General features: G+C 70.0%; 21 protein-coding genes. 12 read left to right on the top strand and 9 right to left on the bottom strand.

The window, feature by feature from the left end:
- Window positions 1–12: 12 nt before the first annotated feature.
- Both IT306_13915 and IT306_13910 read left to right on the top strand, forming a co-directional pair.
- Window positions 13–402 carry a DUF1232 domain-containing protein gene (locus tag IT306_13915; protein ID MCC7369520.1) on the top strand — a complete coding sequence of 130 codons (390 nt, stop codon included), beginning with the start codon at window positions 13–15 and terminating at the stop codon, window positions 400–402.
- Entirely contained in the window at window positions 402–1,370 is a 969-nt protein-coding gene (locus tag IT306_13910; protein MCC7369519.1) for a serine/threonine dehydratase, read from the top strand. Before IT306_13915 ends, IT306_13910 begins: the two co-directional genes overlap by 1 nt.
- A gap of 36 nt (window positions 1,371–1,406) precedes the next feature.
- Here the strand turns inward: IT306_13910 and IT306_13905 are convergent, their stop codons facing one another.
- Window positions 1,407–2,219, bottom strand: a complete 813-nt coding sequence (locus IT306_13905; GenBank protein ID MCC7369518.1) for a polysaccharide deacetylase family protein — start codon at window positions 2,217–2,219, stop codon at window positions 1,407–1,409.
- Window positions 2,220–2,253: 34 nt separating this feature from the next.
- On the opposite strand from IT306_13905, the gene ispH reads away from it, so the two are divergent.
- Together ispH and IT306_13895 are read left to right on the top strand one after the other, a co-directional pair.
- On the top strand, window positions 2,254–3,213 hold the full coding sequence (gene ispH, locus IT306_13900; GenBank protein ID MCC7369517.1) for a 4-hydroxy-3-methylbut-2-enyl diphosphate reductase: 960 nt from the start codon (window positions 2,254–2,256) through the stop codon (window positions 3,211–3,213).
- A 178-nt stretch (window positions 3,214–3,391) separates the two neighbouring features.
- The gene (locus IT306_13895) at window positions 3,392–3,745 is read left to right on the top strand and encodes a DUF309 domain-containing protein (GenBank protein MCC7369516.1); all 354 of its coding nucleotides are present in this window, start codon (window positions 3,392–3,394) and stop codon (window positions 3,743–3,745) included.
- A 364-nt stretch (window positions 3,746–4,109) separates the two neighbouring features.
- Here the strand turns inward: IT306_13895 and IT306_13890 are convergent, their stop codons facing one another.
- Window positions 4,110–5,336, bottom strand: coding sequence for an NnrS family protein (locus tag IT306_13890; GenBank protein ID MCC7369515.1), 1,227 nt, complete (start codon window positions 5,334–5,336; stop codon window positions 4,110–4,112).
- 101 nt (window positions 5,337–5,437) lie between these two features.
- Window positions 5,438–6,259: a Crp/Fnr family transcriptional regulator gene (locus IT306_13885; GenBank protein MCC7369514.1), complete on the bottom strand. Its 822-nt coding sequence runs from the start codon at window positions 6,257–6,259 to the stop codon at window positions 5,438–5,440.
- A gap of 371 nt (window positions 6,260–6,630) precedes the next feature.
- On the opposite strand from IT306_13885, the gene IT306_13880 reads away from it, so the two are divergent.
- Both IT306_13880 and IT306_13875 read left to right on the top strand, forming a co-directional pair.
- Window positions 6,631–7,452, top strand: a complete 822-nt coding sequence (locus IT306_13880; GenBank protein ID MCC7369513.1) for a glycosyltransferase family 2 protein — start codon at window positions 6,631–6,633, stop codon at window positions 7,450–7,452.
- Window positions 7,453–7,470: 18 nt separating this feature from the next.
- Window positions 7,471–10,368 (top strand): glycosyltransferase family 39 protein, encoded by a 2,898-nt coding sequence (locus IT306_13875; GenBank protein ID MCC7369512.1) that lies wholly within the window; start codon window positions 7,471–7,473, stop codon window positions 10,366–10,368.
- 58 nt (window positions 10,369–10,426) lie between these two features.
- Here the strand turns inward: IT306_13875 and IT306_13870 are convergent, their stop codons facing one another.
- The 5 genes from IT306_13870 to IT306_13850 all read right to left on the bottom strand — a co-directional run bounded on the left by IT306_13870 (window position 10,427) and on the right by IT306_13850 (window position 17,136).
- Complete coding sequence (locus IT306_13870) at window positions 10,427–11,155, bottom strand: hypothetical protein (GenBank protein MCC7369511.1); 729 nt, start codon at window positions 11,153–11,155, stop codon at window positions 10,427–10,429.
- Between the two features lie 3 nt (window positions 11,156–11,158).
- Window positions 11,159–12,763: an AMP-binding protein gene (locus IT306_13865; GenBank protein MCC7369510.1), complete on the bottom strand. Its 1,605-nt coding sequence runs from the start codon at window positions 12,761–12,763 to the stop codon at window positions 11,159–11,161.
- Window positions 12,764–12,808: 45 nt separating this feature from the next.
- Entirely contained in the window at window positions 12,809–14,593 is a 1,785-nt protein-coding gene (locus IT306_13860; GenBank protein MCC7369509.1) for a GIY-YIG nuclease family protein, read from the bottom strand.
- A gap of 163 nt (window positions 14,594–14,756) precedes the next feature.
- A complete protein-coding gene (locus tag IT306_13855; protein ID MCC7369508.1) occupies window positions 14,757–15,758 on the bottom strand; it encodes an inorganic phosphate transporter in 1,002 nt (333 codons plus the stop codon).
- A gap of 205 nt (window positions 15,759–15,963) precedes the next feature.
- Window positions 15,964–17,136, bottom strand: coding sequence for an SGNH/GDSL hydrolase family protein (locus IT306_13850; GenBank protein ID MCC7369507.1), 1,173 nt, complete (start codon window positions 17,134–17,136; stop codon window positions 15,964–15,966).
- A gap of 70 nt (window positions 17,137–17,206) precedes the next feature.
- Between IT306_13850 and IT306_13845 the strand changes: the two genes are divergently transcribed.
- Genes IT306_13845 through IT306_13835 form a run of 3 tightly spaced genes read left to right on the top strand, consistent with a single transcriptional unit; the run spans window position 17,207 to window position 20,671 of the window.
- A complete protein-coding gene (locus IT306_13845; GenBank protein ID MCC7369506.1) occupies window positions 17,207–18,199 on the top strand; it encodes an ROK family protein in 993 nt (330 codons plus the stop codon).
- Complete coding sequence (locus IT306_13840; GenBank protein ID MCC7369505.1) at window positions 18,193–20,043, top strand: response regulator; 1,851 nt, start codon at window positions 18,193–18,195, stop codon at window positions 20,041–20,043. Before IT306_13845 ends, IT306_13840 begins: the two co-directional genes overlap by 7 nt.
- Before the next feature lie 13 nt (window positions 20,044–20,056).
- Window positions 20,057–20,671 (top strand): GNAT family N-acetyltransferase, encoded by a 615-nt coding sequence (locus tag IT306_13835; protein ID MCC7369504.1) that lies wholly within the window; start codon window positions 20,057–20,059, stop codon window positions 20,669–20,671.
- Window positions 20,672–20,924: 253 nt separating this feature from the next.
- Here IT306_13835 and IT306_13830 read toward each other — a convergent pair whose 3' ends face one another.
- Window positions 20,925–21,677, bottom strand: a complete 753-nt coding sequence (locus IT306_13830) for a GntR family transcriptional regulator (GenBank protein MCC7369503.1) — start codon at window positions 21,675–21,677, stop codon at window positions 20,925–20,927.
- Between the two features lie 199 nt (window positions 21,678–21,876).
- On the opposite strand from IT306_13830, the gene IT306_13825 reads away from it, so the two are divergent.
- The 3 genes from IT306_13825 to IT306_13815 are packed head-to-tail and all read left to right on the top strand — an operon-like array spanning window position 21,877 to window position 24,726.
- Window positions 21,877–23,055, top strand: coding sequence for an ABC transporter substrate-binding protein (locus IT306_13825; protein MCC7369502.1), 1,179 nt, complete (start codon window positions 21,877–21,879; stop codon window positions 23,053–23,055).
- A gap of 22 nt (window positions 23,056–23,077) precedes the next feature.
- Window positions 23,078–23,890 (top strand): ABC transporter permease, encoded by an 813-nt coding sequence (locus IT306_13820; GenBank protein ID MCC7369501.1) that lies wholly within the window; start codon window positions 23,078–23,080, stop codon window positions 23,888–23,890.
- Window positions 23,887–24,726: an ABC transporter ATP-binding protein gene (locus IT306_13815; GenBank protein ID MCC7369500.1), complete on the top strand. Its 840-nt coding sequence runs from the start codon at window positions 23,887–23,889 to the stop codon at window positions 24,724–24,726. Before IT306_13820 ends, IT306_13815 begins: the two co-directional genes overlap by 4 nt.
- Window positions 24,727–24,954 lie beyond the last annotated feature (228 nt).

Here is a 24,954-nt window from a genome sequence, read left to right as displayed (position 1 = left end):
GGCTGGGCACTGATGCGGGATCAGACCGTGTCCAGCACGGGGAAGGCGGCGCTCGCGGGCGGCCTTGCCTATGCCATCTCGCCCATCGACCCGGTGCCGGGGTTCATCCCGGTCCTCGGGCAGCTCGACGACCTGGCCGTGCTGCTGCTGGCGATCCGGGCCGCGCTCAAGAGCGCGCCGACCGAGGTGGCCGACCGTCACCTTGCGGACGCGGGCCTGTCCTGGGGGACGCTCGAACGGGATCTGGTGACCCTCCGCGCGACGACGATCTGGCTGGTGCGCCGTGGCGGTGCGCTCGCTGCGAAGGCCGGTCGAACGCTGCTCGGGCTGGCCTCGGAGCGGCTCCGCGAGGCGCTGCCCGGCCGGGTTGGCGGTGGCACGCCCAGGCAGGCCGCCGGCTGATGTCTTCGTCGCTCTCGCTCTCCGTCTCGGATGTCGAGGCGGCTGCCGGGCGCATCCGGCCGTACATTCGACGCACGCCGCTGCTCTCGCTGGCCCAGACGACCCGGGCGCGGCTGCCGTGGGAGGTGGTTCTCAAGTTGGAGAGCCTCCAGGTGACCGGCTCCTTCAAGCCGCGTGGCGCGCTCAACGCGCTGCTGACGCTGCCCCGCGCCGAGATCGCAGGCGGGGTGGTGACAGCCTCGGGCGGGAACCACGGGCTGGGGGTCGCCTACGCCGCGCGGACGCTCGGCGTGCCGGCCACCGTGTACGTCCCGAAGACGGCTCCCGCCGTCAAGCGTGAGCGGATCGCGTCGTGGGGCGCCGCGGTGCGGCTGGTGGGCACGGAGTACGCCGAGGCCGCTGAGGCAGCCCACGACGATGCCGAGCGGAACGGCAAGCCGTATCTCCACGCCTACGCCGACCCGCCGATCGTCGCGGGGCAGGGCACCGTGGCGCTGGAGTTTGTCGAGGATGCTGGCTCGCCCTGGCTCGACTACCTGCTGGTGGCCATCGGCGGCGGCGGGCTGATCGCCGGCATCGCGACGGCCGTCAGCGAGATGCCCTGGCTGACGGTGGTCGGCATCGAGCCGGAGGGCGCGGCCACCCTGCACGCCGCCTGGGCGGCCGGCGAACCGGCGGACATCCGCCGCCTTGACTCCTACGCCTCGGACGCCCTGGGGGCGCGCCGGGTCGGGGAGCTGAACTACGCCCTCGCGCGGCGGCATGTGGCGCGCGTCGAGCTGGTGACGGACGACGATATCCGGGCGGCGCAGCGCTTCCTCTGGGAAGAGGTGCAGCTCGTGGCCGAGCCGGGCGGCGCGGCGGCGCTGGCCGGCCTGCTGAGCGGCAAGGCGCGCATCCCGGAGGGCGCGCGCATCGGGGTGCTGGTCTGCGGCGGCAACGCCCGTCTCGAACAGGCTGGCTGGTAGCCGGCGCGACTGTGCTACTCGGCGAGCAGCTCGGTGCTACTCGGTGAGCAGCTCGGTGATGGTGACCAGCGAGTAGCCGGCGGCGCGCAGGTCGTCGATCAGGCGCGGCAGCGCGCCGGCCGTTGAGGTGACCGTCGTCGGGCTGTCGAAGTGCAGCACGACGATGGCCCCGTTGACGATGCGCTCCATCACGCGGGTGTAGACGCTGTCAGCGGTCGCCTCGCGGGTCCAATCCAGACTGTCCACCGTCAGGTAGATCGGGCGGTAGCCAAGCTCGGCGGCGATGCGGTGGACGCGGGCGTTGCGGTAGCCGGCCGATGCGCTCCAGAGCGGCCGGGTCGTCTTGCCCGTCACCGCGCTGATCGAGGCGTCGGCCCGCAGCAGATCCTCGCGGACGGCCGCATCCGAGACCGAGGTCAGGTCGAAGACGCTGTGCCCGTGGCTGGCGACCTCGTGGCCGTCGTCGGCGATGCGCTTCAGGATGTCCGGCCGCTTGTCAGCCCACCAGCCCAGCACGAAGAAGGTGGTTCGGTAGTTCTTCTCACGCAGCGTGTCGAGCATCGAGACGGCCGGCTCGCTGCCGGCCCCGACGTTGATGACCAGTGAGACGCGCGGCCGGCTCGGGTCGCCACGGACCACCTCGTCCTCACCCGGCTCGACGCTTCGGGCCGGAGCTGAGGCAGCCGGGCCGGTTGGCGCAGTGGCCGGCGGCGCCGGTGGGAAGATCGGCGGCGGGGCGGCCTCCTGCGCCTGGCCCGCGCCGGTTCCGAGCGCGGAGGTCAGCAGCACCAGCCCGACAAGGATGAGCAGTCGCCAGATCGAGGCGTTCGGAACGGTCTGTCCGGACATGCGGGCAGGATACCACGCTGGATATACTCCGAATATGCAGCTACTCCTGGCCGGGCCGCGCGGATTCTGCGCTGGCGTCTCCCGTGCGGTCGAGATCGTCGAGCGCGTTCTTGAGATCTACGGACCGCCCGTCTATGTGAAGCACGAGATCATCCACAACCATCAGGTGGTGGCCGATCTTCGCAATCGCGGCGCGGTCTTCGTCGAGACGCTGGACGAGGTGCCGGTCGGCAGCCCGCTGATCTTCTCGGCCCACGGCGTGCCGCCGTCGGACTGGGATCTGGCGAAGCAGCGCGGCCTCAAGGTCATCGACGCGACCTGCCCGCTGGTGACCAAGGTTCACCTGGAAGCGATCCGCTACGCGAAGCGCGGCTACCACGTCCTGTACATCGGGCATCGCGGCCATCCCGAGCCAATCGGCACCCTCGGCGAGATCGGTCAAGATCAGGGGACGCTGATCGAGACGCTTGACGAGGCGAACACGGTGACGGCGCCCGACGCGGAGAAGATCGTCGTGCTGACCCAGACGACGCTCTCGGTCCAGGACACCCAGGCGATCCTCGCCCGTCTCCGTGAGCGCTTCCCGAAGCTGGAGCTGCCGCCCACTGAGGACATCTGCTACGCCACCACCAACCGGCAGGCCGCCGTGTCCGAGCTGTCCGACACCGCCGATCTGGTCCTGGTGGTTGGCTCCAAGACCTCGTCCAACTCGAACCGGCTGGTCGAGACGGCCCGGGCGAAGGGCCGCGCGGCCTACCTCGTCCAGAGCGCCGAGGAGATCGACCCGTCCTGGCTGACGGACGTCAAGACGGTGGCCCTGAGCAGCGGCGCGTCCGCGCCCGAGTACCTGGTGCAGGAGACCGTCGCCCGCCTGCGCGCGCTGGGCGTCCAGCAGGTCGAGGAGCGGGTGATCGTAGCGGAGGACGTGTCGTTTCCGCTGCCGAAGGTGTTGCTCGACGTGGTCAAGGCGAACGGCGCGGCCCGTGATGCCTGACGACCGGCGCACGCCGATCGAGTCCGAGGTGGACGTCGCCGACGACGGCCCGGCTGATGCCGCCTCAGTCGATGCCGCTTCTGCCGCCGCCGCCGATGAGTCGCTCGCCTTCCCAAAGGTGAAGAAGCGGCGCCAGGGACCGTACGCCGCCGACGACTGCGGCGGCGAGCCGCCGGCCATGCTGCTCAAGGGCATCCACGAGTTCAATGCTGGCGAGTTCTTCGAGCAGCACGAGACGCTGGAGACGCTCTGGCGGCTGACCGAGTCCGACATCCGCTACCTCTATCAGGGCATCCTGCTGATCGGGGTCGGGTTCTACCACCTGGAGCAGGGCAACTTTCACGGGACGCAGGCGAAGCTCTCTGCCGGCATCGAGATGCTCGACTGGTTCAGGCCGACCTGTCAGCGCGTGGACGTGGCCGACCTGGTCGTGCGGGCGAGGCCGTGCCTGGAGCAGGTGCGGCAGCTCGGGCGGGACCGCCTGGGCGAGTTCGACCGGTCGCTGATCCCGAAGGTGAGACTGCTGGGCTGAGCCGCAGGGCGTCGCCTGGGGCAAGCCGCGAGCCGCAATGCGCCGCGGCTCCCGACGCGCCGAGCACTCGACGAGGGGCCGGTGGCCGCCCGGCCACCGGCCCCTCGTCGAGTGCTCGGCGCGTATTTGAGCGTGAGAGTGAGCGTGACAGAACTGCTTGCGGACTGCGACTGCGCGCGCGATCAGGAAAAGACGCCGAGCAGCCAGAGTAGGACGATCAGTCCCAGCGGAACTCCGAGCAGCCAGAGCACGATGAAGACCATCGCCCGGTCCTCCTGTTCGTAGAGCCTGGAGCCGTTCATCTGCGTACTCCCTCTCTACGCACAAGTCATGCCATGTCTGTCAGGAAGAACGATGCCACTCGTCAGACGGCTGTCCGAACGGGGACCGCCGTCTCATCCTCATCCTGCGCCTGTCGCTCGTCCAGGGTGACTGTGCTCCAGGCCTGCCGCAGCGTGACCAGCAGGGCCACGGACCAGAACCCGTAGGCGAGGGCGTACAGGGTGGCTTGGAGGGGAGCGATCAGGATGCTGGCCCAGATGGCGACGCCGCCGAGATGCGCGGCCCCGAGGCTCACCCACGAGCCACCCAGCCGGGGCTGCCCGCCTGGGTGCAGGAGCCATCCCAGCAGGCCGGGAACGAGCGCGTACCCCACCTGGGCAGCCCAGCCGAAGATCAGGGCCTGGGGCGCGGTCTGCTCGATGGTGGCTGCCGTCTCGCCGGCAATGCCTGACAGCACCATCGGGGCGACGAACAGCGGCGCCAGGAACCAGAAGTAGCCGGTCGTCAGGTGGAGGACACCGGGCGTCCAGGCGTGTCGGTCGCCGAGGAGCGGCCGGGCGACGGTCACCAGCAGCCAGACGGTGCTCGTCAGGTACAGCAGGATGCCGACCACGTTGAGCGGCATCAGGCCGGTCCACGGTGCGAGAACCAGCAGCAGCCCGCCACTGCCCATGATCGCCGCCAGCTTTGCAGTTGGGCGCGGACGGAGCGGCTGGCGGCCGGTGAAGGTTGGCACGAGGTCGAGCAGCAGCCCGGCCACGGTCAGCCCGAGGAAGCCGAAGACGTTCGCGTGGATGTGGGCTTCGAGCGGGACGGCGATGCGGAGCGGCTCGGCCCAGCCGTTCCAGAGCCCGCTGCCGATGACGATGCCGACGAGTAGGAACCCCAGCCCGAGCAGGTAGAAGGGCCGTCCGGCCGGGTCCGTGCCGTCCGATGGCGGCGCCAGGGCGCGCAACTGGTTGATGAGCAGCACAGCGGCGGCGAAGATCAGCGCGCCGCCGCCGACGATCAGCGGCCCGTTGATCGGGGGGATGGCGACGAGCAGGGTCAGCAGGCCGGCATTGAGGGTGAGCCAGATGTCCCAGCGGATAGCAGGCGCGCGGCAGCCGGCCCGCCGGCTGACGAGCAGGGGCGTCAGCCCGAAGACCGTCTCGGCGAGGATACCCAGGGTCAGCAGGTGGACCCGCAGCCAGCGGATGCCGCTGAAGGCTGGTGCGAGGCCAAGACTGATCAGGGCGGTCTCGACTGCTGCGAGCGCGGCCAGCGCCACGAAGAGGGCCGCCATCAGGAGAAAGGGGTTGAGCGTCATGGCGTCTGCCGTCCGCTTCAGGATGCTGTCAGTGTCGGCGGTCCTGGCCCACGGCGTCCTTGCCGTGGAACAAAGAAGGCGGTGGAAAGGGCTGCCTTCGCCTATGGGCCGGCGGCCGGCCCATTGTTAGTGGCGGCGCCAATGGCGGCGCGCTGTTGGCCCGAGCGTACCGTTGGCTCGGCGTTGGGAACGGCCGGGGGGTCCGAGCCGGCGATGACGGCCAGCGCTTCGGCGTCCAGCAGGGTGATCCGCTGGCGTCCCCCCGCGACGATGTGCCGGCGCGACCAGTCGCTGACGGTCCGGCTGGCCGTGCTGAGCGTCGTGCCCGCCAGCTCCGCCAGATCCTGGCGGGTGAGCGCCAGCTCGATGCCGCGCGGGACGACGGTCCCGAACTTCTCCGAGAGCCGCAGGATCGTCCGAGCGAGCCGCCGGTCGACTCGCTCGACGCGCAGGTCTTCGATGCGAGCCGCCGCCTCGGCCAGCCGCAGCCCTTGCTCGCGGATGACGGCCAGGGCGAAGTCCGGCTGCGAGCGGAGCAGCGCCATCATCTCGTCTGCCGGCAGCCGCAGGACGACGGCATCGCCCTGCGCCATCGCGCTGGCGGGATAGGAGGCTGCGCCCCAGCCGCCGGCCGCCCCGAAGATCTCGCCCGGCGTGATCAGGCGGACGATGGCTTCGCGGCCGTCCTCGGTCTCGCGGATCAGCTTGATACGGCCGGCCCCGAGCAGGCTCATCGCCTGGGCCTGCTCGCCGGCCCGGAACACCAGCTCGCCACGACTGTAGGCGCGCACGTGCAGGCGCGCGGCAATCTGCGCCAGGATCGCCGGCGGGATGTCGTGGAACAGGCGCACGCCAGCCAGGAACCTGGCGCGGCCCTCGGGATCCCAGGTCGGACCATCCTCACGACGATCTGCTGGCGGCATGCTGTCTGTGTCCACGCGCCTCTCTGCGGGGCAGCGCACAGATCGCCGTGCGCGTTGTGCCTGCATGGTATCCGGTAGCCCGAGTGCGTGACCGGCCGACGATCGTATGTGCTCTCTGCCTCGCTCGTGCCAAGCTGGCGCGTCCGTGGTCAGGCGATCGACCCGCGCACTGTCAGCCGGATGTCAGTCAACAATGGCCATTGCGCCGCTGGGCGATGCCTAGACTGACTGTAAGCGATGGGCCGTGCTGATCCCGGACCGGCCCATCGCTCCGGGCCAGCATCTGGCCTGTCTCCCCGACATTCCCGCGGCGCTCGGCCTCCGATGGCGGCCCACCGGGGCGAGCGCCGCGATCTCCGGAGGCCCACACCATGCAGCAGGCAGACCGGTCGCCAACGGCGGCCCCGACCCGTGCGGGTGTCAGCGCCGCGCCGAGCATCTCGGTGGTGCTGCCAGCCTACAACGAAGCCGGCATCGTCGAGCAGACGGTGCTAGATGTGGATGTCGTGCTGCGCGCCCTCACCGACGACTACGAGATCATCGTGGTGGACGATGGCTCGCGCGACGACACCCGCGTCGTCCTGATGGAGCTTATCGAGGCCGCGCCGGAGATCCCCCTGCGTGCCGTCGTCCACGAGCGCAACCAGGGGTATGGCGCGGCGCTCGCCAGCGGCTTCGACGCCGCCACCAAAGAGCTGATCTTCATGACCGACGCCGACGGCCAGTTCGACGTGGTCGAGCTTGGGCGGTTCCTGCCGGCGCTCGATCCGTCCATCGACATGGTGATCGGCTGGCGGGAACAGCGGGCCGATCCGCCGATGCGCCTGCTGAATGCCTTCGGCTGGAAGCTGCTGGTCAACGGCCTGTTCGGCTACACCGCCCGGGATGTGGACTGCGCGTTCAAGCTGTTCAGGCGGCGCGTCTGGCAGGGCGTCACGGTCCACGCCCGTGGCGCGACGTTCAGCGCCGAGCTGTTGATCAAGGCCCGCCGCCTGGGGTTCCAGATGCGGGAGCTGCCGGTTCGGCACCTGCCCCGGACGGTCGGCAGCGCGACGGGCGCCCGCCCGGATGTTATCCTCCGCGCGTTTCGCGAGCTGTTTCAGCTCTGGCGGCACCTCGACGACGAGCTGGCCGACGACCGCGCGGCGCTGGCTGGCCGCGCACCCGCTGCCCGACAGCGGTCCGCGGCCTAGTCAACGGGAGCCGCCCTGATGATCCGAACATCCGCGCTGACCCTGGCGCGCTCGCCGCTGGCCGCCTTGCTCGGCGAGCGCGGCCGGCTGCTCCGCTTCGCCATGACCGGCGGCGTCGCTGCGCTGACCCAGCTCCTGCTGCTGGAGCTGTTCGCCGCACGTGGGATGCCGTCCCTGGCGGCCAATGCCCTGGCGTTTCTCCTGGCTGCGCAGGTCAACTTCTGGCTCAGTCAGCTCTTCACCTGGCGTGACCGGGGCGACGATCTCACCGCGGCGAGCGTGGCGACGCGGCTGGCCCGCTTTCATGGGGGTATTCTTGGCACGGCGTTCCTGAACATGGCCGTCTTTGCGATGACGGTCACGGTCCTGCCGCAGGGGCTGGCCGCCATCCTGGGCATCCTGGCGGGCGCGGCCGGCAACTACGTCCTGGGCGACCGCTTCGTGTTCCGGGCTGGGCGTCGTCGGACGCCGCGGCAGCAGGTGGAATCTTGGAATGCGGGTGCTCGGGAGATGAGGGCGGTGATTGGAGCGCGGGCCGGCGAGGGGAGCATGGCGCGCGCGGTGGCGGCCCCCGACCAGCCGCCGGTGGTTCCGCCGCCGAGCGCCGTGAGCGCCCCGGCTGACGCGCTGCCCGACGCCGCCCGCTCCGGGCGCGATCCGGATGCGGCTGCTCGCCCTGACCGCTCGGCGCTCTGGGCCGGTCTCGGCATGGCCGGTGTGCTGCTGCTGGCGGCCGTGCTCTACTGCTGGAACCTCAGCCGCAACGGCTGGGGCAACGAGTACTACACGGCTGCAGCCCTGAGCGGCGCGGTCAGCCGGAAGGCGTTCTTCTTCGGGGCGCTCGATCCTGGCAGCTTCATCACGGTGGACAAGCCGCCGGTGGGCGTCTGGGTCCAGTCGCTCTCGGTGCGGCTGTTCGGCCTTTCCTCGTGGAGCGTGCTGCTGCCGCAGGCGATGCTGGCCCTTGGGACGCTGCTGGCCGTCCTCACGATGACGCGGCGGCAGTTTGGTGGGCCAGCGGCGATCCTGGCCGGCCTGGTGCTGGCGCTGACGCCGGTGACGGTGGCGGTGGCGCGGGTCAACCTGCCCGACAGCGCGCTGATTCTGGCGATGACCCTCGGTGCGTGGGCCACGCTGGTCTCGATCCGGCGCGGGCAGCTGCGCTACCTGCTGCTCGGCGTGGCGATGATCGGCGTCGGGTTCAACGCCAAGATGCTCCAGGCGTTCGTGGTGGCCCCGGCGGTCTTCGGCACGTACCTACTGACGGCCCCCGGCGGCCTGCTGCGTCGGGTCTGGCACCTGACGCTGGCCGGGCTGATGCTGCTCGGCGTCTCGGCGTCGTGGATGCTGGTGGTGGACAGCATTCCGGCCCAGTCCCGACCGTACATCGGCGGCAGCTCCGACAATTCGGTGCTGGAGCTGACGCTCGGCTACAACGGGCTGGGTCGCGTCTTCGGGCAGGGGCTGGCGCGCGGCAGCAGCACGACCGAGGTCGTGACACGCGTCGTCGGACGGCTGCTGCCAACCGAGGCAGACCAGAGTGGGACGATTGGCGTGGCGACCGGGCCAAATGGCGTCACAAACGGCGGCCCTGGTGGTGGCCCGGGCGGCCCTGGTGGTGGTGGCCCGGGCTTCGGTGGGCAGCCCGGCATCCTCCGCCTCTACAACGAGCAGCTTGGTGGGCAGATCGGCTGGCTGCTGCCGCTGGCCGCTGCTGGCCTGCTGGCCGGGCTGGTGGCCACTGCCCGCCGCCCCCGCACCGATCCGGCACGGGCGTGGTATCTCCTCTGGGGCGGCTGGCTGGTGACCCACGCGGTCGTGTTCAGCTTCGCCTCAGGCATCCTGCATCCGTACTACACCTCGGCCCTCGGCCCGAGCGTGGCGGCGCTGGCTGGCCCTGGTGTGCTGGCCCTCTGGCAGGGGTATCGCCGACGCTGGTGGCTCGCGCCGTGGCTGCCCCTCGCGCTGGCCGGCACGGCGGCCGTCTGCGTGCTGTTGGTGTCGCGCAGCACGTGGCTGCCGTGGCTCGCCCCGGGCATTGTCGGCGCGGTGGCGCTCGGCGGGGCGCTGTTGCTGCTGGCGCGGGTGATGCGGCATGCGGTCGGTCGGTCGGTGGCGCTGGCCGGTCTGACCGTGGCGCTGGTGGGCGTGCTGGCCGGGCCGGCCGCCTGGGCAGTGACGCCGCTGAACGGCTCCGGGATGACGGCCAACCCGCAGGCGGGACCACAGGACTCATTTGGGTTCGGGCGGGGCGGTCCGGGGGGCGGTCCTGGCGGCCCACCGCCGGGCCTTGCGCCGCCGCAGGGCGGGCCGGGGCCGGGCGGGCCGGGGCAGGTCGGCATGGGGCCGGGGTTCCGTCAGGGCCGTAACGGCGGCGCGAACGGCCCCGTTGATGGCCCGCAGGACGCCGCCCCGCGGGGTGGTGTGCCGGCGGATGGTGGCTTCCCTGGCGCTGGCGGCCCGCCCGGACCGGGCGGTCCTGGCGGTCCGGGCGGGCGCGTCAGCCAGCCGATCCTGCAGTATCTGCTGGCGAATCGTGGCTCGGCAGAGTATCTTGTGGCGGTCAACAGCGCGATGGCGGCCTCGCCGATCATCCTCGAGACGCGGTTGCCGGTGATCGCGATGGGTGGCTTCAGTGGTGGCGACCCGGCCCCGACGGCTGCCGGGCTGGCCGATCTGGTCAGCAGCGGACGGTTGCGCTTCGTGATGCTGGGCGGGCGCGGCGGCCCGGGCGGCGGTCCTGGCGGCCCCGGTGGTGGCAACGAGCGCACCACCTGGGTGCAGGCGCACTGCTCGGTGGTCGATCCCTCGGTCTACGGCGCGGCGGCGTCGGAGCCGTCGAACGGCGACGGCCCGGTCGGCCGGGTCGGTGAGCAACTGTACGATTGCGCGCCGCCAGCAGCCGCCGGGGGGTGACGAGGTTTGAGGGCCTTTCCCCACACGTTCAGGACCGCGCCCACGCCCTGCTCGCCGGTCAGGGGACGACCGGGAAGTAGCCGAAACCGTCGCCGATGAGCTGCGCGAGGTAGGCCGTGTCCCGGAACTCGTTCGGCGCGACGTAGTACGCAAGGCTGTAGCCGAAGCAGACGTCCCCTCGGCACTGGCCCTCGTGCGGGAAGCGCCTCAGCATCGGGTCGGTCGAGGGCAGGAAGCGCAGCACGACCTCGTCCGCCACGATGTAGACGAACACCTCAAACGGACTCGGGTTTGGCGTCTCAGTCATGGTCCGGCGGCCAATCAGGGTCCCGCTGACGACGCCCGTCACGTCGGGGGCCAGCAGCGGTGGATCGAGCGGGCAGGGTGTTCCGATCAGGTGGGCCGTGCCCGGTACCTGTGGCTGCTTCGCTCGACGCCGCGCCTCGCTGATGGCCAGCGCCATCTGGGTCGTCAACTGCTCGGGATTGGGTCGCCGCCCGCTGGCATCCTGGACGCACACGGCGAAGCGGGGACGCCTGGGGGCCGCCTGACTCGCGCCGGGTGCGCCCAGCGCGGAGGACGTTGCCAGCGTCTGCACGGTGGCCGTCACCTGCGTCGCAATGGTCCGTCCGTCAACGGCCTCGTAGGCGAGATCGGTCGGCGGCTCCAATCGACCGAATCCGCCAGTGAAGCCGTCTCCCGCGAGCCACTGCCCGAGCACCGCCGCCACCGCGACGGCCCCTGCCAGCAGGATGCCCGGCCAGAGCAGCCCTCGTATGGCGGGCACGGGCTACCGTGCTGACGTGGCGGCGTCCGGCGGGCTGGCCTGCGCTTCGGCGCGCAGCAGATGCTTCTGGATCTTTCCGACCGAGGTGCGCGGGAACTCCGTGCGGAACTCGACGAACTGCGGCACGCGGAACTTCGCGAGCCGCTCGGCGCACCAGCCGATCAGGTGCTCCTCGGTGATGGCAAGGCCGGGCCGCGGGATGACAAAGGCCTTGATCGCCTCGTCGCGGATCGGGTCGGGCACGCCGACCACCGCCGCGTCGAATACGGCGGGATGCGCCTTCAGCACCGCCTCGACCTCGCTCGCCGCGACATTCTCGCCCGAGCGCTTGATCATGTCCTTGGCCCGGTCCACGAAGTAGACGTAGCCGTTCTCGCCCACGCGGGCGTTGTCGCCGGTCCAGAGCCAGCCATCGCGGATCGCCTCGGCAGTGGCCTCGGGGTTCTTGAAGTACCCCTTCATCAACGAGACGCCCGGCTCGCCCCGCACCAGGATCTGCCCGACCTCGCCGTCCGGCACGTCGTGGCCGTGCTCGTCCACCAGCCGCACCTGCCAGCCCAGGCCCGGGAGGCCAACCGACATGTTGTCGCGCGGGTAGTCGAGCGGGTTCGCCAGCGGGTGGCCTAGTTGCTCCGTCATGCCGTAGATCTGGAGCAGCGGCGCGCCGAAGCGCTGATCCCACTCGGCGAGCTGGGCCTCGGTGACGTTCTGCGCGAAGATCACGAGCCGCAGCCGATGCTGTCGGTGCGTCGGCGAGTGCGGCTGCCCGAGCAGCATCCGCATCGGCGCGGCGAACAGGCTGCCGAGCGTGCAGTCGTAGCGCGTGGCCTGCATGAAGTAGCGGCTGGCGCTGAAGCGCTCCACGATCGCGATGCTGCCGCCCACCAGCAGGGCTGGCATGGTGCAATAGTACTGGCTGTTGCCGTGGAAGAAGGGCAAGACGGTCAGCCAACGATCGTCTGGGGCGGCCCGCAGCTCCCGCGCGACGCACTCGCCGACGTGGATATAGTTGGCGTTGGTGATCAGGCAGCCCTTCGGCTTGCTGGTCGTGCCTGACGTGTACAGGATCGCGACCTCGTCCTCGGGGCGCGGCTGGTGTGGGACTGGCTGGTCCGGGGCGGCCTCGCGCAGCCGGTTGTAGCTGCGCGCCCGCCCGAGATCGGTCATGGTCCGGCAGACCAGCAGGTTGCGGACATTCGGGCAGCGCGGCAGCAGCTGCTCAGCCACCTCCAGCAGCGGCGGCTCGGTGCCCTCCGTAACAAATGCCACGCTCTCGGAGTGGTTGACGAGGTACTCCAGCTCGTCGAGCGAGGACAGCGTGTTGACCGGCACGATCACCGCGCCGCACATGGCCGCACCGAACCACAGCTCTAGGAATTCCAGGCTGTTGGTCAGGTGCAACGTGACCTTGTCGCCGGGCCGCACGCCGAGATCGGTCAGGACGTGGGCGGCCTGACGGGCGCGCCGCTCGAAGTCGCCGAAGGTGACCTGCACCACCGAGCCATCGGCGGCCTCAAAGATGATCCAGGTCCGGTTGGGATGCCGCCGGACCTTCGCTTCCAGCTCGCTACGCAGGGTGCGCGGCCCGACAACGCTCAACGTCCGCATGGCGCGCACAGTGTAGCAGGATCGGGGTGCGATGGCCCCGAGCGTCTACGAGGCTCGCGCCCGCCGGGCTGTGCCTGATGCCGACGTCGTCGCCTGTCGGACGGCCGCCAGGATCGCGGGGGCGGCGCTGGCCGGATCGGCGGCGTCTACCTGGATCACCGTCAGGCGCTCGTCGTTGCGCTGAAGCCAGGTGTCGAGCAGGTGCATCTCGTCCACCTTCTCCCGGGGGATCGGGAGCTGTGCGCTGGCCGCACTGTCGCCGTAGATCATGCCGAGCGCCCGCTCGACGGTCACCTGGCGCGTCTGGCGGGTGACGCGAGCCTGCCCCGCCAGTTGGCCGCGCCGAATCCAGAACACCTCGCGGGCCGCGCTCTCGACGGACGGCGCGACGATGGCGAGGTTGCGAGCCGCCACACTCTGCAGCCGCCGCTGGACGTTGACGACGTGCTCGAATGCGCGGATCTGGTCCCGCAGGCGGGCTGCGTCCTCAAAGCGAAGGTCTTCGGCGAGGGCGTCGCGCCGTGCCACCAGCTCGGCCAGGACCGTCTCGTCGGCGCCCTGGAGCGCGCCGAGGGCCCGTTCAACGGCCGCGCGGTAGGCGACGCCGTCCACCGCCCCGACGCATGGCCCCAGACACTTGCCCAGGTCCAGCAGCGCGCACGCCGACATCCCCTCCTTGAGCGGCTCGCTGCACTGGCGCAGGCCAAGCTGCTCGGTCAGGAGATCGACAGCGCTGGCCACAGCCCCACGCCGGCGGAACGGCCCGAGCAGGATGCCCTGGTCGGATGGCGACTCGCGGGTGTACTCCAGGCGCGGGTGCGGGTCAGCCGTGTTCACCTGGATGAACGGGTAGTCACGGTCGTTGCGCTGCTGCTGGTTGCCCTCGGGGAGGTAGCGCTTGATGAGACGCGATTCGAGGAACAACGCTTCAAGCTCGGAGCCGGTCGGGATGCCCTCCACGTCCACGATCCGCGAGAGGTGGCGGCGCAGGCGCGGCTGATCGGGGCTGCCACCGCGCAGATGCTCGCGGACCCGCTGGCGGACGTGGACGGACTTGCCGATGTAGACGACATGCCCGTCAGCATCCTTGAGGATGTAGACGCCGTTCCCAGACGGCAACGCCTGGATGACGCTCTCGTCCACGCCGCGCGGGCGCTTCCCGACGGGGCTGCCCTGGAGCGCCAGTAGATCGTCCAGGCGTTCGACGCCACGCTCGGCCGCAAGGTCCAGGAGGCGCAGGAGCACCAGCGCCGTCGCCTCGGCATCCCCGAGCGCGCGGTGGCGGTTGCTGATCTTGATGCCGAAGTAGGACGTCAGGGCGTCCAGCCGGTAGCTCGGCAGGCGCGGCAGCAGCCGGCGGGCCAGCCGCAGGGTGCAGAGCTTCGGGAGGGTCAGCTTCTGGCCCAGGCGGGTGTAGGCGTGGCGCAGGAACGCCTCGTCGAAGCTGGCGTTGTGGGCGACCAGCGGCCCCTCGCCGAGCGCTGCCTGGACATCCGCCGCGATCTCCGGGAACGTCGGCTTGCCGCGCACCATCCGCGCGTCGATGCCCGTCAGCCGGGTGATGAACGCCGAGATCGGGGCGCGCGGATCGACCAGCTGCGTGTACCGATCCACGATCTCCGCGCCAACGACCTTGACGACGGCGACCTCAAGGATGCGGTCGTAGATGGCGCTCGCGCCGGTCGTCTCCAGGTCAACCACCGAGAACGTCAGCGGTGCGGTGGCGTCCTGGCCGTCGGTCCAGAGCTGCGTGTGCGGCAGCCCATCCAGCGCGGAGCCGTCAAGCGGGTGCAGCGCGGAGCGAGGTGGGCGCGTGGGTTGCCGTGGCACGATCGCCGCCGATCCCTGGGGCGGACTCCGACCACCAGCCGGTGGCGGGGAGACGATCATACGTTCGGCCCAGGCTCGACGTAACGACCGCATCACGGCGTTTCGGGCAGACCATCGTCCGCGCGTCACAACGACTGCCCGGAGTGGGGCGTCGCGGGAAGGGCTACGGCAGTACGAAGTGCAGCACCCAGCTGAACAGCCAGCCCATCGCCACGCAGGCCGGGATCGTCACGATCCACGCCGTCACGATGTTGCCGGCCACGCCCCAGCGGACGGCCCGGCGGTTGCCCGTCGCGCCGACGCCCATGATGGTGCTGCTGATGACGTGGGTGGTGGAGATCGGGATGCCGAGGCGCGTCGCCAGCTCGATGATCGTCGCGGCCGTCGTCTCGGCGGCGAAGCCGTGAATCGGTTTCAGCTCGACGATCTTGTGGCCCATCGTCTTGATGATCCGCCAGCCGCCGGAGGCTGTGCCCAGGCCCATCGCCGTCGCCGCCGCGACGATGACCCAGAGGGGGACTTCCCAGTTGTCGCCGGTCCAGCCGTAGTAGGCCGCCAGCGACATCGTGATGACGCCCATCGTCTTCTGCGCGTCGTTGCTGCCGTGGCTGAACGCCATGTAGAGCGACGACAGCAGCTGGGCCCGGCCGAAAAAGCGGCTGACGAAGCTCGGGTGCATCCGCGCGAAGATCTGGAACAGCAGCACCATGAACAGGAAGCCCGAGGCCAGGCCGAGCATCGGCGAGGTGATCAGGCCGGCCAGGACTTTCTCGATGCCGACCCAGCCCAGGACGCCCATCCCGCCGGAGGCGATGCCGGCCCCGACGATGCTGAACACCAGCGCATGGCTCGAGCTGGAGGGGATGCCGTAGTACCAGGTCACCAGATCCCAGACGATGGCCGAGAGCAGCGCCGAGATCACCAGCTGCTGCGTGACCGCGCCCGGCTCGATGATGCCCTTGCCGACCGTCGTGGCGACCGCTGTGCCCGAGAGCGCCCCGACGAAGTTGAGGGTTGCAGCCATCAGGATCGCCTGCACCGGCGAGAGCACGCGAGTTGCGACTACTGTTGCGATGGCATTGGCGGTATCGTGAAACCCGTTGACGTAGTCGAATGCCAGCGCGAGAACGATCACCGCGAGTAAGATCGCGAACGCTGTGTCCATACTGGTGTTTGGAGACTCCCCGTCGTGTGAAGCGGCGTCAAGAGAAGAATGCCGCGTTCAGTGTGCGGTGTGCGAGTCGCTGGTGGCCATCTTCGGCGTTCCAACGGGCCCTGGCAGTCGGCGCAGCGCAATCGTGACGGCGGCGTAGCGGTCCGAGGGCCGGGGCCTGCGACGACGGTCCTGACCGGCAGCGCAGGATGGGTGTCTAGCGGCCGCCGGCGGATGCGTCGGTCCGCCCGTGTGCCTGGATCGATTGCACGACGGCCTGCGCCGCGACCTCGTGGCCGTGCTCGGTCCAGTGCCCGTCCTTGCGGAAGATCACCGGCGGCGCGCCCCGCTCGACCTCGGCGCGGAAGACCGGGCGCAGGTCGAGCATCTGGATCTGGTGGCGTGCTGCGATCTCGGCGAGGCGTTGGTTGGGCGCGTCCGGGCTGAACCGCCGCCGGGCCTGATCGCCGGTCCCGACAAGCTTCGGCCAGAGGTCGTCGTAGGTCTGCCACTCGGACGGTGAGAGCACCACCAGCAGCGGCACGCCGGCCGTGTCAGCCGTCTCCTGGACCTTCGCCAGCAACGCCTCGGTGATCTCCCAGGCGCGCGTCCAGTCCTCGCCGGTCTCGTTGAGGTAGACCTCGCGCTCGGCGTCCAGCGTGGGGACCACGGCGCCCTGTGCGCGTGCCACATCCTTGCCGATCCACCACAGCTCCAGCGCCGTGAACACAACGGAGGTGTTCCGCAGGAACGTCCGCGGCCCAGACCACGCCTCCTCGGGCGGCGCCTGGAACGGGAGCTGTTCCAGCTGTCCATTGCGGAGCACGAAGAACGGCCGGCGATCCGTGGAGCGCTTCCAACGCTTCGCCACGTCGATGCTGTTGTCGGCGGCGTCGTTGGCGATAGTGACCACCAGGACGATGGCATCTGGCTGGTAGGCCAGCCCCGCCCGCTGGAGGAACAGCAATTGCTGGCCGGTCCCGAAGCCGGCCACACCGGCGTTGACCGTCTCGACGCGCCGCCCCCCGGCCACGGATGTCAACTCGTCGCGGAGCCGCGCCGCCATCGTCCGGTCCTCGGCGACCTGCGCCCCCTCCACCACCGAATCACCGAGGATCAGCGCCCGGAAGGTGTTGGGCGGCTTCGGCACGCTCACCTCGGGTCCGCGCAGGCCCTGGGTGTTGAACTTCACGAAGCTCGTGAACTCTTCGGTGCGGACCCAGCCACTCACTCCGGGAGTGTGGAAGAAGCCGTATACCGGGTGGTACGCCTGAAACCGGGCCATCGTCAGGTCGAGCGGGACGTTTGGTCCGGCGACTCGGAACGCGGTCTCGACGCAAACCGCGCCGAGCACCAATCCGATCAGCACCAGCAGGAATCGCGCGGTCAACCGACGCATGGTGAGGGTGTAGTATACCGGCGGCGTGAGAGGGCGCGGGGCAGTTGAAGCTCCGCTGACGATGGGTCTGCGCGCGATGATGCTGGCGCTCGATATCGGCGGGACGAAGATCGCGGCCGGGCTGGTGAGCCCGTCCGGCGTGGTGCTGTGCGCCGACCGACGGCCCTCGCAGGCGCGCGGCCCGGCCGATGCGCTGTTCGCCGACGTGGTCGATCTGGCCGAGCGGGTGCTGGCGGCAGGGCGGGTCCGGGCCGCCGACCTCGACGGTATCGGCGTCGGATGCGGCGGCCCGATGCGCTACCCGGAAGGCCGCGTCTCGACGCTCAACATCCCGGCCTGGCGCGACTTCCCGCTTCGCGAGCGGCTCGCGGATCACTTCAGTTGCCGGGTGGTCGTGGACAACGACGCCAAGGCGCTGGTGCTGGCCGAGGCCTGGATCGGGGCGGGCCAGGAGGCGCGCTGCCTGATGGGGATGACCGTCTCGACGGGCGTCGGCGGCGGTATCGTCGTGGACGGACGGCTGCTACACGGCGCGAGCGGCAACGCCGGTCACATCGGGCACGTCATCGCCTTCCGCGACGGCCCGCCCTGCGAGTGCGGCGCGCTCGGGTGTGTGGAAGCGGTGGCGTCAGGGACGGGGCTGGCGAAACGGGCCAGGGCTGCCCGGCGTGAGGGCCTGCTGCCAGGCTTGCCGCCCGAGCCGACCGGGGCCGACGTGGTCGCGGCTGCACGGGCCGGCGAGCCGACAGCCAGCCGGCTGGTGGAAGAGGCGGGCATCGCGGTTGGGCGTGGGATCGCCGCGGCCGCTGTGCTGCTCGATCTGGACCGTGTCGCGATCGGTGGAAGCGTGGCGCTCGGGGCCGGCGAGCTGTTCCTGGGGCCGCTGCGACGCACGCTGGCCACCGAGACGCGGATCAGCTTCATGGTGGGAAGTGAGGATCGGGTGGTGCTCTCGTCGCTCGGGTCGGACGGCCCGTTGGTGGGCGCGGCTGCGTTGCTGCGGAGCAGCACCAGCGCCGGAATGCCTCAGGTGCGAGAGGGCGTGCTGTGGTAGATCGCGCCGATCCCCCGCCCCCAGTGCCGCCTGCCACGGGCAAGCGACTCAACGTCGTGGTCGGGGCGGCCCGCCGGCCGTTGAACCGCGCGTACCGCCGTGCGAGGCCGCATCCGCCTGCCAGCTCCCCTGAGCGAGTCGAGCCGCGCCTCGGTCGGCAGCGCTTGCTGACGGCGCTCAATCGGCTGATCTCGTCGTCGCTGGACATGGACGACGTGCTCAAGGCGATTGCCCAGGCGGCGGCGACTCTCATGGGCGCAGCCGTCGCCTCGTTCTGGGTGACGGACGAGGAGAGCCGTACCCTGGAGCTGCGGGCGTTCTCGAACGAGATCGTCGGGGCCGGCCAGACGTTCCGCAAGGCTCGCTACGGCGTGGGCAGCGCCGGCTGGGTGGCCGAGCATCGCCAGCCGATGCAGGCTGACAACGTCTTCGTGGATGGGCGGGTCGGTGGGCTGGACTGGTACCGGCAGCATGGCCTGGTGAGCGCGTACACCACGCCCGTGATGAGCGATGACCGGGTGGTCGCGGTCCTCTCTCTCAACGGCCGGCAGGCGTTCCGGTTCAGCCCCTACGACTACAGTCTGCTGGATGGGCTGGTCGCGCAGGCCGCCGCCGCCATCCGCAACGCCCGTCTCTTCGAGGCCGAGGCGGCGGCCTCCAGGGCGGCGCGTGCCGCTGACCGGGCGAAATCTGAGTTTCTGGCGATGATGAGCCACGAGATTCGGACGCCGCTGAACGGCATCCTCGGCAGCGCGGAGCTGCTCGCGACCGATCAGATCGCCCCCGATCAGCATGATCTGGTGCAGACGATCATCACCAGCGGCGAGCTGCTGTTGGCCATCGTGAACGACGTGCTCGACTTCGGCAAGATCGAGTCTGGGCGCATGGACTTCGAGTCGCTGCCGTTCGCCCTCGGCGAGACGATCCAGACGGTTGTCGAGCTGAATCGGGCTGCCGCGCAGGCCCGGCAGCTCACGCTGGTGACGGCGCTGGCCCCGACGCTGCCACCGCTGGTCGTGGGCGACGCTGGCCGGCTGAGCCAGGTGCTTGGCAACCTCGTGAACAACGCCGTGAAGTTCACAGAGACGGGCGAGGTGCGGGTCCAGGTGGGAGCGCAGGCGGATGGCCCCGCTGCCGTAGTGCTGTCGGTCAGCGTCTCGGACACGGGCATCGGCATCTCACCGGAGATCCAGAGGTCGCTCTTTCAGGCGTTCGTGCAGGCTGACAGCTCGACGACGCGACGGTTCGGCGGCACCGGACTTGGCCTCGCGATCTCGAAGCGGCTGGTGGAGCTGATGGGCGGCGAGATCAGCGTCACCAGCGCGCCGGGCGAGGGCAGCACCTTCCGTTTTACGGTCCGCCTCGCGCTGCCGTCGGCTGTACCAGATTCGCTGCTTCCCGCGACGGCGCCGGCCGGCGCCGTCGCGGGAAGCAGCGGCCCCCCCGACACATCGACGGATGGGCTGCTGCGCGGGCGCGTGCTGCTGGTCGAGGACAACTTCATGAACCAGCGCGTGGTGACGATGATGCTCGAACGGCTGGGCTACGGGCTGGACATCGTGGACAACGGGCTGGCGGCCATCGACGCCGTCTCCACACGCTCGCCCTACGACTTGATCCTGATGGACTGCCACATGCCAGAGCTGGACGGCTTCGAAGCCACGCGGCGCATTCGCCAGCTCGCCGTTCCCGGAGCAAAGACGCCGATTGTCGCCCTGACGGCGAACGCCTTCCCAGCGGACCGGCAGCGCTGCCTGGACGCCGGCATGGACGACTACATGGCAAAGCCGATCTCGTATGAGGTCTTCGCGCAGACGGTCCGCCACTGGCTCGAACGGACGTGACGGACCGCGTCCCGTGATCCAGCCCGAGATTCGGCCGCTGCTCGACGGCGAGATCCCGGCCGCCGCCGCGATGCTGGCCGAGGCGTTCGCGGACGACCCACTCACGGGCTTGCTGTCGCCGGACCCGTCGAAGCGGGCGTCGAAGGCACGCTGGTACTTCTCAGCCATCGCGCGGTATGGGCTGGCGTTCGGGGAGGTCTGGGCCGTGGACAGCCTGGACGCGGTGGCGATCTGGTGGGCGCCGCCATTCGTCATGCCGAGCGCCGCGCGGGCATCCTACGTGGGCTTTGACGAGGGGCCGGCCGTGCTCGGCATCGACGTGTGGGAGCAGTCGCTGGAGATCGGCTGGATGGTCGGAGACGTCCACGCGCAGGCGATCTCCGAGGCGCACTGGTACCTGAACATCCTGGGCGTGCGGCCCGAGCGGCAGCGGACCGGCCTGGGCAGCGCGCTGCTGGCGTCGATGCTGGCAAGGCTCGACATGGCCGGCCTGCCGGCCTACCTGGACACCGGCCGCACCGAGAATGTCGCCTACTACGAGCGTCACGGCTTCCGGCTGGCGGCCGAGGCGCACGATCCGCTGACGGGCATCGCCGTCTACGGCATGCGGCGCGACCCGCCCGCCTGACGGCTCTCGCGCACGGGTGTGAGGGGCCAGCAGCCTGGCTTCGTCATCCCGACCGCGGCGAGGAACCTGCCCCCACCGTCATCCCGACCGCGGCGAGGAACGAGCGAAGCGGAGGGATCTGCCCCGTCTGTGGCGTAGAGGAAGATCCCTCGACTTCGTTCGCACGCTCACTCCGCTCGGGATGGCGGGGGAGTGCTCGTGCCTTGCGGGGGTGGGATGACAGAGAGTCCACCGTCTGGAGCGTGGCGGAGGTCTAACCGGACGCCCGGGCCAGCGGCGTGTCCGTCGTGCGCGGGCCTGCGCCGTCGTCATCGGGGCGGACGAGGTCGCCACGCTCGATGGCCTGCGCCAGCGTCTCGACGGCCCGCTGTCCGACGTGCGCGAGATGGTCGCCGACCAACTGCGCGGCCAGGTCGGCGTCGCGGGCGCGGCAGGCCTCGACCAGCTTGAAGTGCCCGAGATGCGGGCGGTCGATGGGCTGCATGAACCGCTCGACCTCGCGCTCGAGCTTGTCCATCATCGATTTCCAGCGGGGGCGGTCGAGGCCGCTGAACAGCACGGCGTAGAAGTCATGATTCAGGCGGACACGCATGGACATATCGGTCGCCGCGCCCTGAAGATGGGCGATCTGTTCGAGCCGTGCGATGTCCTCGTCGGTCAGGCGGGGCACCGAGCGCTTGACGGCTGCCGAGACCAGGATGACACGGATGTCAAAGATCTCCGCGACCTCCTCCGGCGAGAGCCAGACGACGGACGCGCCCCGGTGGGCCTCCATCCGGACGAACCCCTCGGCTTCCAACTGGAGCAAGGCCTCGCGCACGGGCACGCGGCTGACCTTCAGCTCGGCGGCGATCTTGTCCTGAACCAGCCGGGCCCCGCCAGTCAGCCGTCCAGTCAGGATGGCGTCTCGCAGAAACTCGAAGACCAGTTCCTGCGTTGTGCGGCGCTCCCGTACCGCCGACGCGCCCGCCAGAGACCCGATCTGTACGTCCTGATCGTCCTGCACCGTCACCCCCACTCCAGGTGAGATCGTCTAGCCCGTCCGTGTCGGGGCTGCATTGAACATTGCATGCAGTATACTTCGCGGCGGTTTCGATTCGCCGGAGGACTCAGTGTACGACGCCACCTCGTCGGACGTATTCACGTCCCCGACTCGCCGCCTGCCGCGACGACGTTTTCTCTCGCTCGCGGTGGGATCCTCGGCCATGGTACTCCTGACGGCGTGTGGATCGTCGGCGCCGGCGCCGGCCGCCACGAAGCCTGCCGAGGCTCCCAAGCCGACTCCTGCCCCGGCCGCGCCGCCCGCGGCCGCGTCGCCTGCCGCCGCGGCATCGCCGGCCGCTGGAGCCTCGCCGGCCCCGTCTGGCTCGCCGGCGGCAGCCGCCTCGCCGGCCACGTCTGGCTCGCCGGCCCCGAAGCCGGCTGCCGAGGCGAAGCCCCAGGCTCCGGCCGTCAAGCCGACGATGTCGAAGGTCCGCGTGCTGTTCAACGTGCCGCAGGATCCGACGTTCGTGCCGGACCTGAGTGCGTACCAGCGCATGAAGGACGAGTTCGGCGTCGAGTGCGACGTGCAGGAGATCACCGGCGCGGACGCCTCGATCAAGGCGCTGATCGCCGGGCAGGCCGAGTTCGCCCTCTCGACGCTGGCCTCGGGCATCCTGGCGGTCGGTCAGAGCCAGGCGATCAAGGCAGCGGTGCCAGCCGCGCACGCGCCGTACTTCACGATGGTCGTCACCAACGACATCACCGACTGGAAGCAGTTGGCCGGCAAGCGCATCGGCATCACGGCCACCAGCGACTCGTCGTACTACACCACGCTGCTGCAGCTCCGGAAGAACGGCGTGGACCCGAACAGCATCGAGTGGGTCACGGTGCGCGGCGTCCCGGCCCGCGTGGACGCCATGAAGGCCGGCAAGATCGACGTCAGCCAGGTGACCGTCGGCGCGGCGCTGGAGCTGATCAAGGATCCGAAGTTCAAGCGGTTTGCGGAGATCGGCAAGGACTTCCCAAATCTCCTCTTCAGCGCCTACTGGGTCACCAACAAGATGATCCAGGAGCATCCGACGGTCATCCAGGCGTTCGCGGAGTCGCTGATGCAGGAGCACCGCAACGCCCAGGACAAGACCAAGTACATGACCAACGGCAAGAAGTTCTTCGAGGGGAAGATCGACGAGGCGACGCTCTCGCAGTCGTACGATATCCTCAAGGAGATGAACATCTGGGATCCGAACGCCGCGCGCTGGAAGAACGAGGCCGGCGGCGAGTTCACCGCCAGGACGCTGGCCGAGTTCGAGGCCGTCGAGAAGTACGTGCCGTTCGACCAGTGGGCGACGACCCAGTTCTCGGACGCGGCGCGGGGCCGGCTCGGCGAGTACAAGGCGTGAGCCACCAGCAGGCCGAGGCCCGATGAGCGCCGCCGAAGCACCGTCTGGCTCGCCGGCCGGAGCGTCTGGCTCCCGGCCGCGCGGCTTCCTGGTCGCGCGGCTGGTCACGCTGGTCATCGTGCTGGCGGCCTGGGAGATCGTCGGGCGGCAGATCAACCCGATCTTCCTCTCGACTCCGAGCCGCATCCTGGTGGCACTGGCGGACATGATCCGCAACGGTCAGATCTTCGTGGCGCTGCGGATCAGCCTGCTGGGCATCGCGCTCGGGTTCACCTCGGCCATCATCGTCGGGGTGCCGCTGGGCATCCTGATGGGTCGCAGCCGGCTGGCCGAGGCGATCCTCGAGCCGTACGCCAACGCGCTCTACGTGACGCCGCGTGTAGCCTTGATTCCCCTGCTGCTGATCTGGTTCGGCATCGGGTTTGAGGCGCAGGTGGTCGTCATCTTCCTGTCGAGCGTCTTCCCGATCATCATCAACAGCTACGCCGGCGTCCGCGACATCAGCGCGAACCTGGTGGATACGGCCCGCTCGTTCTGCGCCAGCGAGCGCCAGTTGTTCACCGAGGTGATCCTGCCGGCAGCGGTGCCGTTCATCATGACGGGGCTGCGGCTCGGCATCGGGCAGGCGGTCATCGGCATGGTGGTGGCGCAGATGTTCCTGGCGCTCTCCGGGCTGGGCAAGCTGCTGGTCAACTACGGCGACTTCTTCAAGACGGACTACGTCTTCGCCGTGGTGCTGGTGATCGGGCTGCTGGGCGTCGCCCTGACGGAGATCGTCAAGCGGCTGGAGCGGCGGTTCGCACACTGGAAGGAATCGGAGCGGGCGTTCGGATGAGCGAGCCGGCGATCCGCTTCGACGGCGTCGGGAAGACGTTCGTCAGCCAGAGCCGCGAGGGGGCACAGGAGGTCCAGGCGCTCGCCGGCGTGACCTTTGACATCGCGGACGGCGAACTGGTCAGCATCCTCGGGCCGAGCGGCTGCGGGAAGACCACCACGCTGCGGATCCTGGCCGGCCTGACCACCTACGACGACGGCCAGGTGCTGGTGCATGGCAAGCGCGTGACCGGCCCGGGCCGCGAGCGCGCCGTGGTCTTCCAGCAGTTCAACCTGTTCCCCTGGAAGACGGTCGTCGAGAACGCCGAGTTCGGGCTGAAGATCCAGGGCGTCGGCAAGACCGAGCGCCGGCAGCAGGCGCTGGAATACCTGGAGCTTGTCGGGCTGGCCGGCTTCGAGCGGCACTACCCGCATCAGCTCTCGGGCGGGATGCAGCAGCGCGTCGGCATCGCGCGGGCGTTGGCGACGCACGCCGACATCCTGCTGATGGACGAGCCGTTCGCGTCCATCGACGCGCAGACCCGCGAATTGCTCCAGGACGAACTGCTCAAGATCCTGGCGCGGGTGGGCAAGACGGTCGTCTTCATCACCCACAGCATCGACGAGGCGGTCTACCTGTCGGATCGGGTGATCGTGTTCCGGCCCCGGCCGGGCGCCGTCGCCGCGACGTTCGAGGTCGATCTGCCGAAGCCGCGCTGGGAGTACCGCGCGCGCGCCGATGCGCGCTTCGCCGAGATCCGCGAGGCGGCCTGGGAGGCGCTGCGGGCGGGCATCCTGGCCGCGTCAGGCGCGGAAGTGGCGCGGGTGGGGATGGACCGTCCGCCGCCGGCGGAGTAGGGCTGGGTCACAGCATGCATGTCATCCTGAATGGAGCGAGCTTGCGAGCGCAATGAAGAACCTCACCCGCTGACGCGCCGAATCCCGTCGCGCTGCGACGGGATTCGGCGCCTGCGAGGTGTCTGACACTTCGATGCGCCGCAGCGCGACGCCGTATGGTGGGCGAGGACTTCAGTCCCCGACCGCTCGCTTGACGGCGTTTCGGGAACACAGACGAATATGCCATCG

The sequence above is a fragment of the Chloroflexota bacterium genome (assembly GCA_020850535.1).
Classification (GTDB): Bacteria; Chloroflexota; UBA6077; order UBA6077; family JACCZL01; genus JADZEM01.
The sequence above is the reverse complement of the archived record's forward strand: the minus strand, read 5'-3'. Positions and strand labels throughout refer to the sequence as shown.

Bases quoted from the DNA above. Each gene is read 5' to 3' on its own strand.
- ispH (MCC7369517.1), top strand. From the start codon at position 2,254: ATGCAGCTACTCCTGGCCGGGCCGCGCGGATTCTGCGCTGGCGTCTCC.
- IT306_13825 (MCC7369502.1), top strand. From the start codon at position 21,877: ATGGTACTCCTGACGGCGTGTGGATCGTCGGCGCCGGCGCCGGCCGCC.
- IT306_13865 (MCC7369510.1), bottom strand. From the start codon at position 12,763: ATGCGGACGTTGAGCGTTGTCGGGCCGCGCACCCTGCGTAGCGAGCTG.
- IT306_13915 (MCC7369520.1), top strand. From the start codon at position 13: ATGCGGGATCAGACCGTGTCCAGCACGGGGAAGGCGGCGCTCGCGGGC.
- IT306_13910 (MCC7369519.1), top strand. From the start codon at position 402: ATGTCTTCGTCGCTCTCGCTCTCCGTCTCGGATGTCGAGGCGGCTGCC.
- IT306_13815 (MCC7369500.1), top strand. From the start codon at position 23,887: ATGAGCGAGCCGGCGATCCGCTTCGACGGCGTCGGGAAGACGTTCGTC.
- IT306_13885 (MCC7369514.1), bottom strand. From the start codon at position 6,259: ATGCCGCCAGCAGATCGTCGTGAGGATGGTCCGACCTGGGATCCCGAG.
- IT306_13880 (MCC7369513.1), top strand. From the start codon at position 6,631: ATGCAGCAGGCAGACCGGTCGCCAACGGCGGCCCCGACCCGTGCGGGT.
- IT306_13845 (MCC7369506.1), top strand. From the start codon at position 17,207: ATGGGTCTGCGCGCGATGATGCTGGCGCTCGATATCGGCGGGACGAAG.
- IT306_13890 (MCC7369515.1), bottom strand. From the start codon at position 5,336: ATGACGCTCAACCCCTTTCTCCTGATGGCGGCCCTCTTCGTGGCGCTG.
- IT306_13855 (MCC7369508.1), bottom strand. From the start codon at position 15,758: ATGGACACAGCGTTCGCGATCTTACTCGCGGTGATCGTTCTCGCGCTG.
- IT306_13895 (MCC7369516.1), top strand. From the start codon at position 3,392: ATGCTGCTCAAGGGCATCCACGAGTTCAATGCTGGCGAGTTCTTCGAG.
- IT306_13905 (MCC7369518.1), bottom strand. From the start codon at position 2,219: ATGTCCGGACAGACCGTTCCGAACGCCTCGATCTGGCGACTGCTCATC.
- IT306_13820 (MCC7369501.1), top strand. From the start codon at position 23,078: ATGAGCGCCGCCGAAGCACCGTCTGGCTCGCCGGCCGGAGCGTCTGGC.
- IT306_13875 (MCC7369512.1), top strand. From the start codon at position 7,471: ATGATCCGAACATCCGCGCTGACCCTGGCGCGCTCGCCGCTGGCCGCC.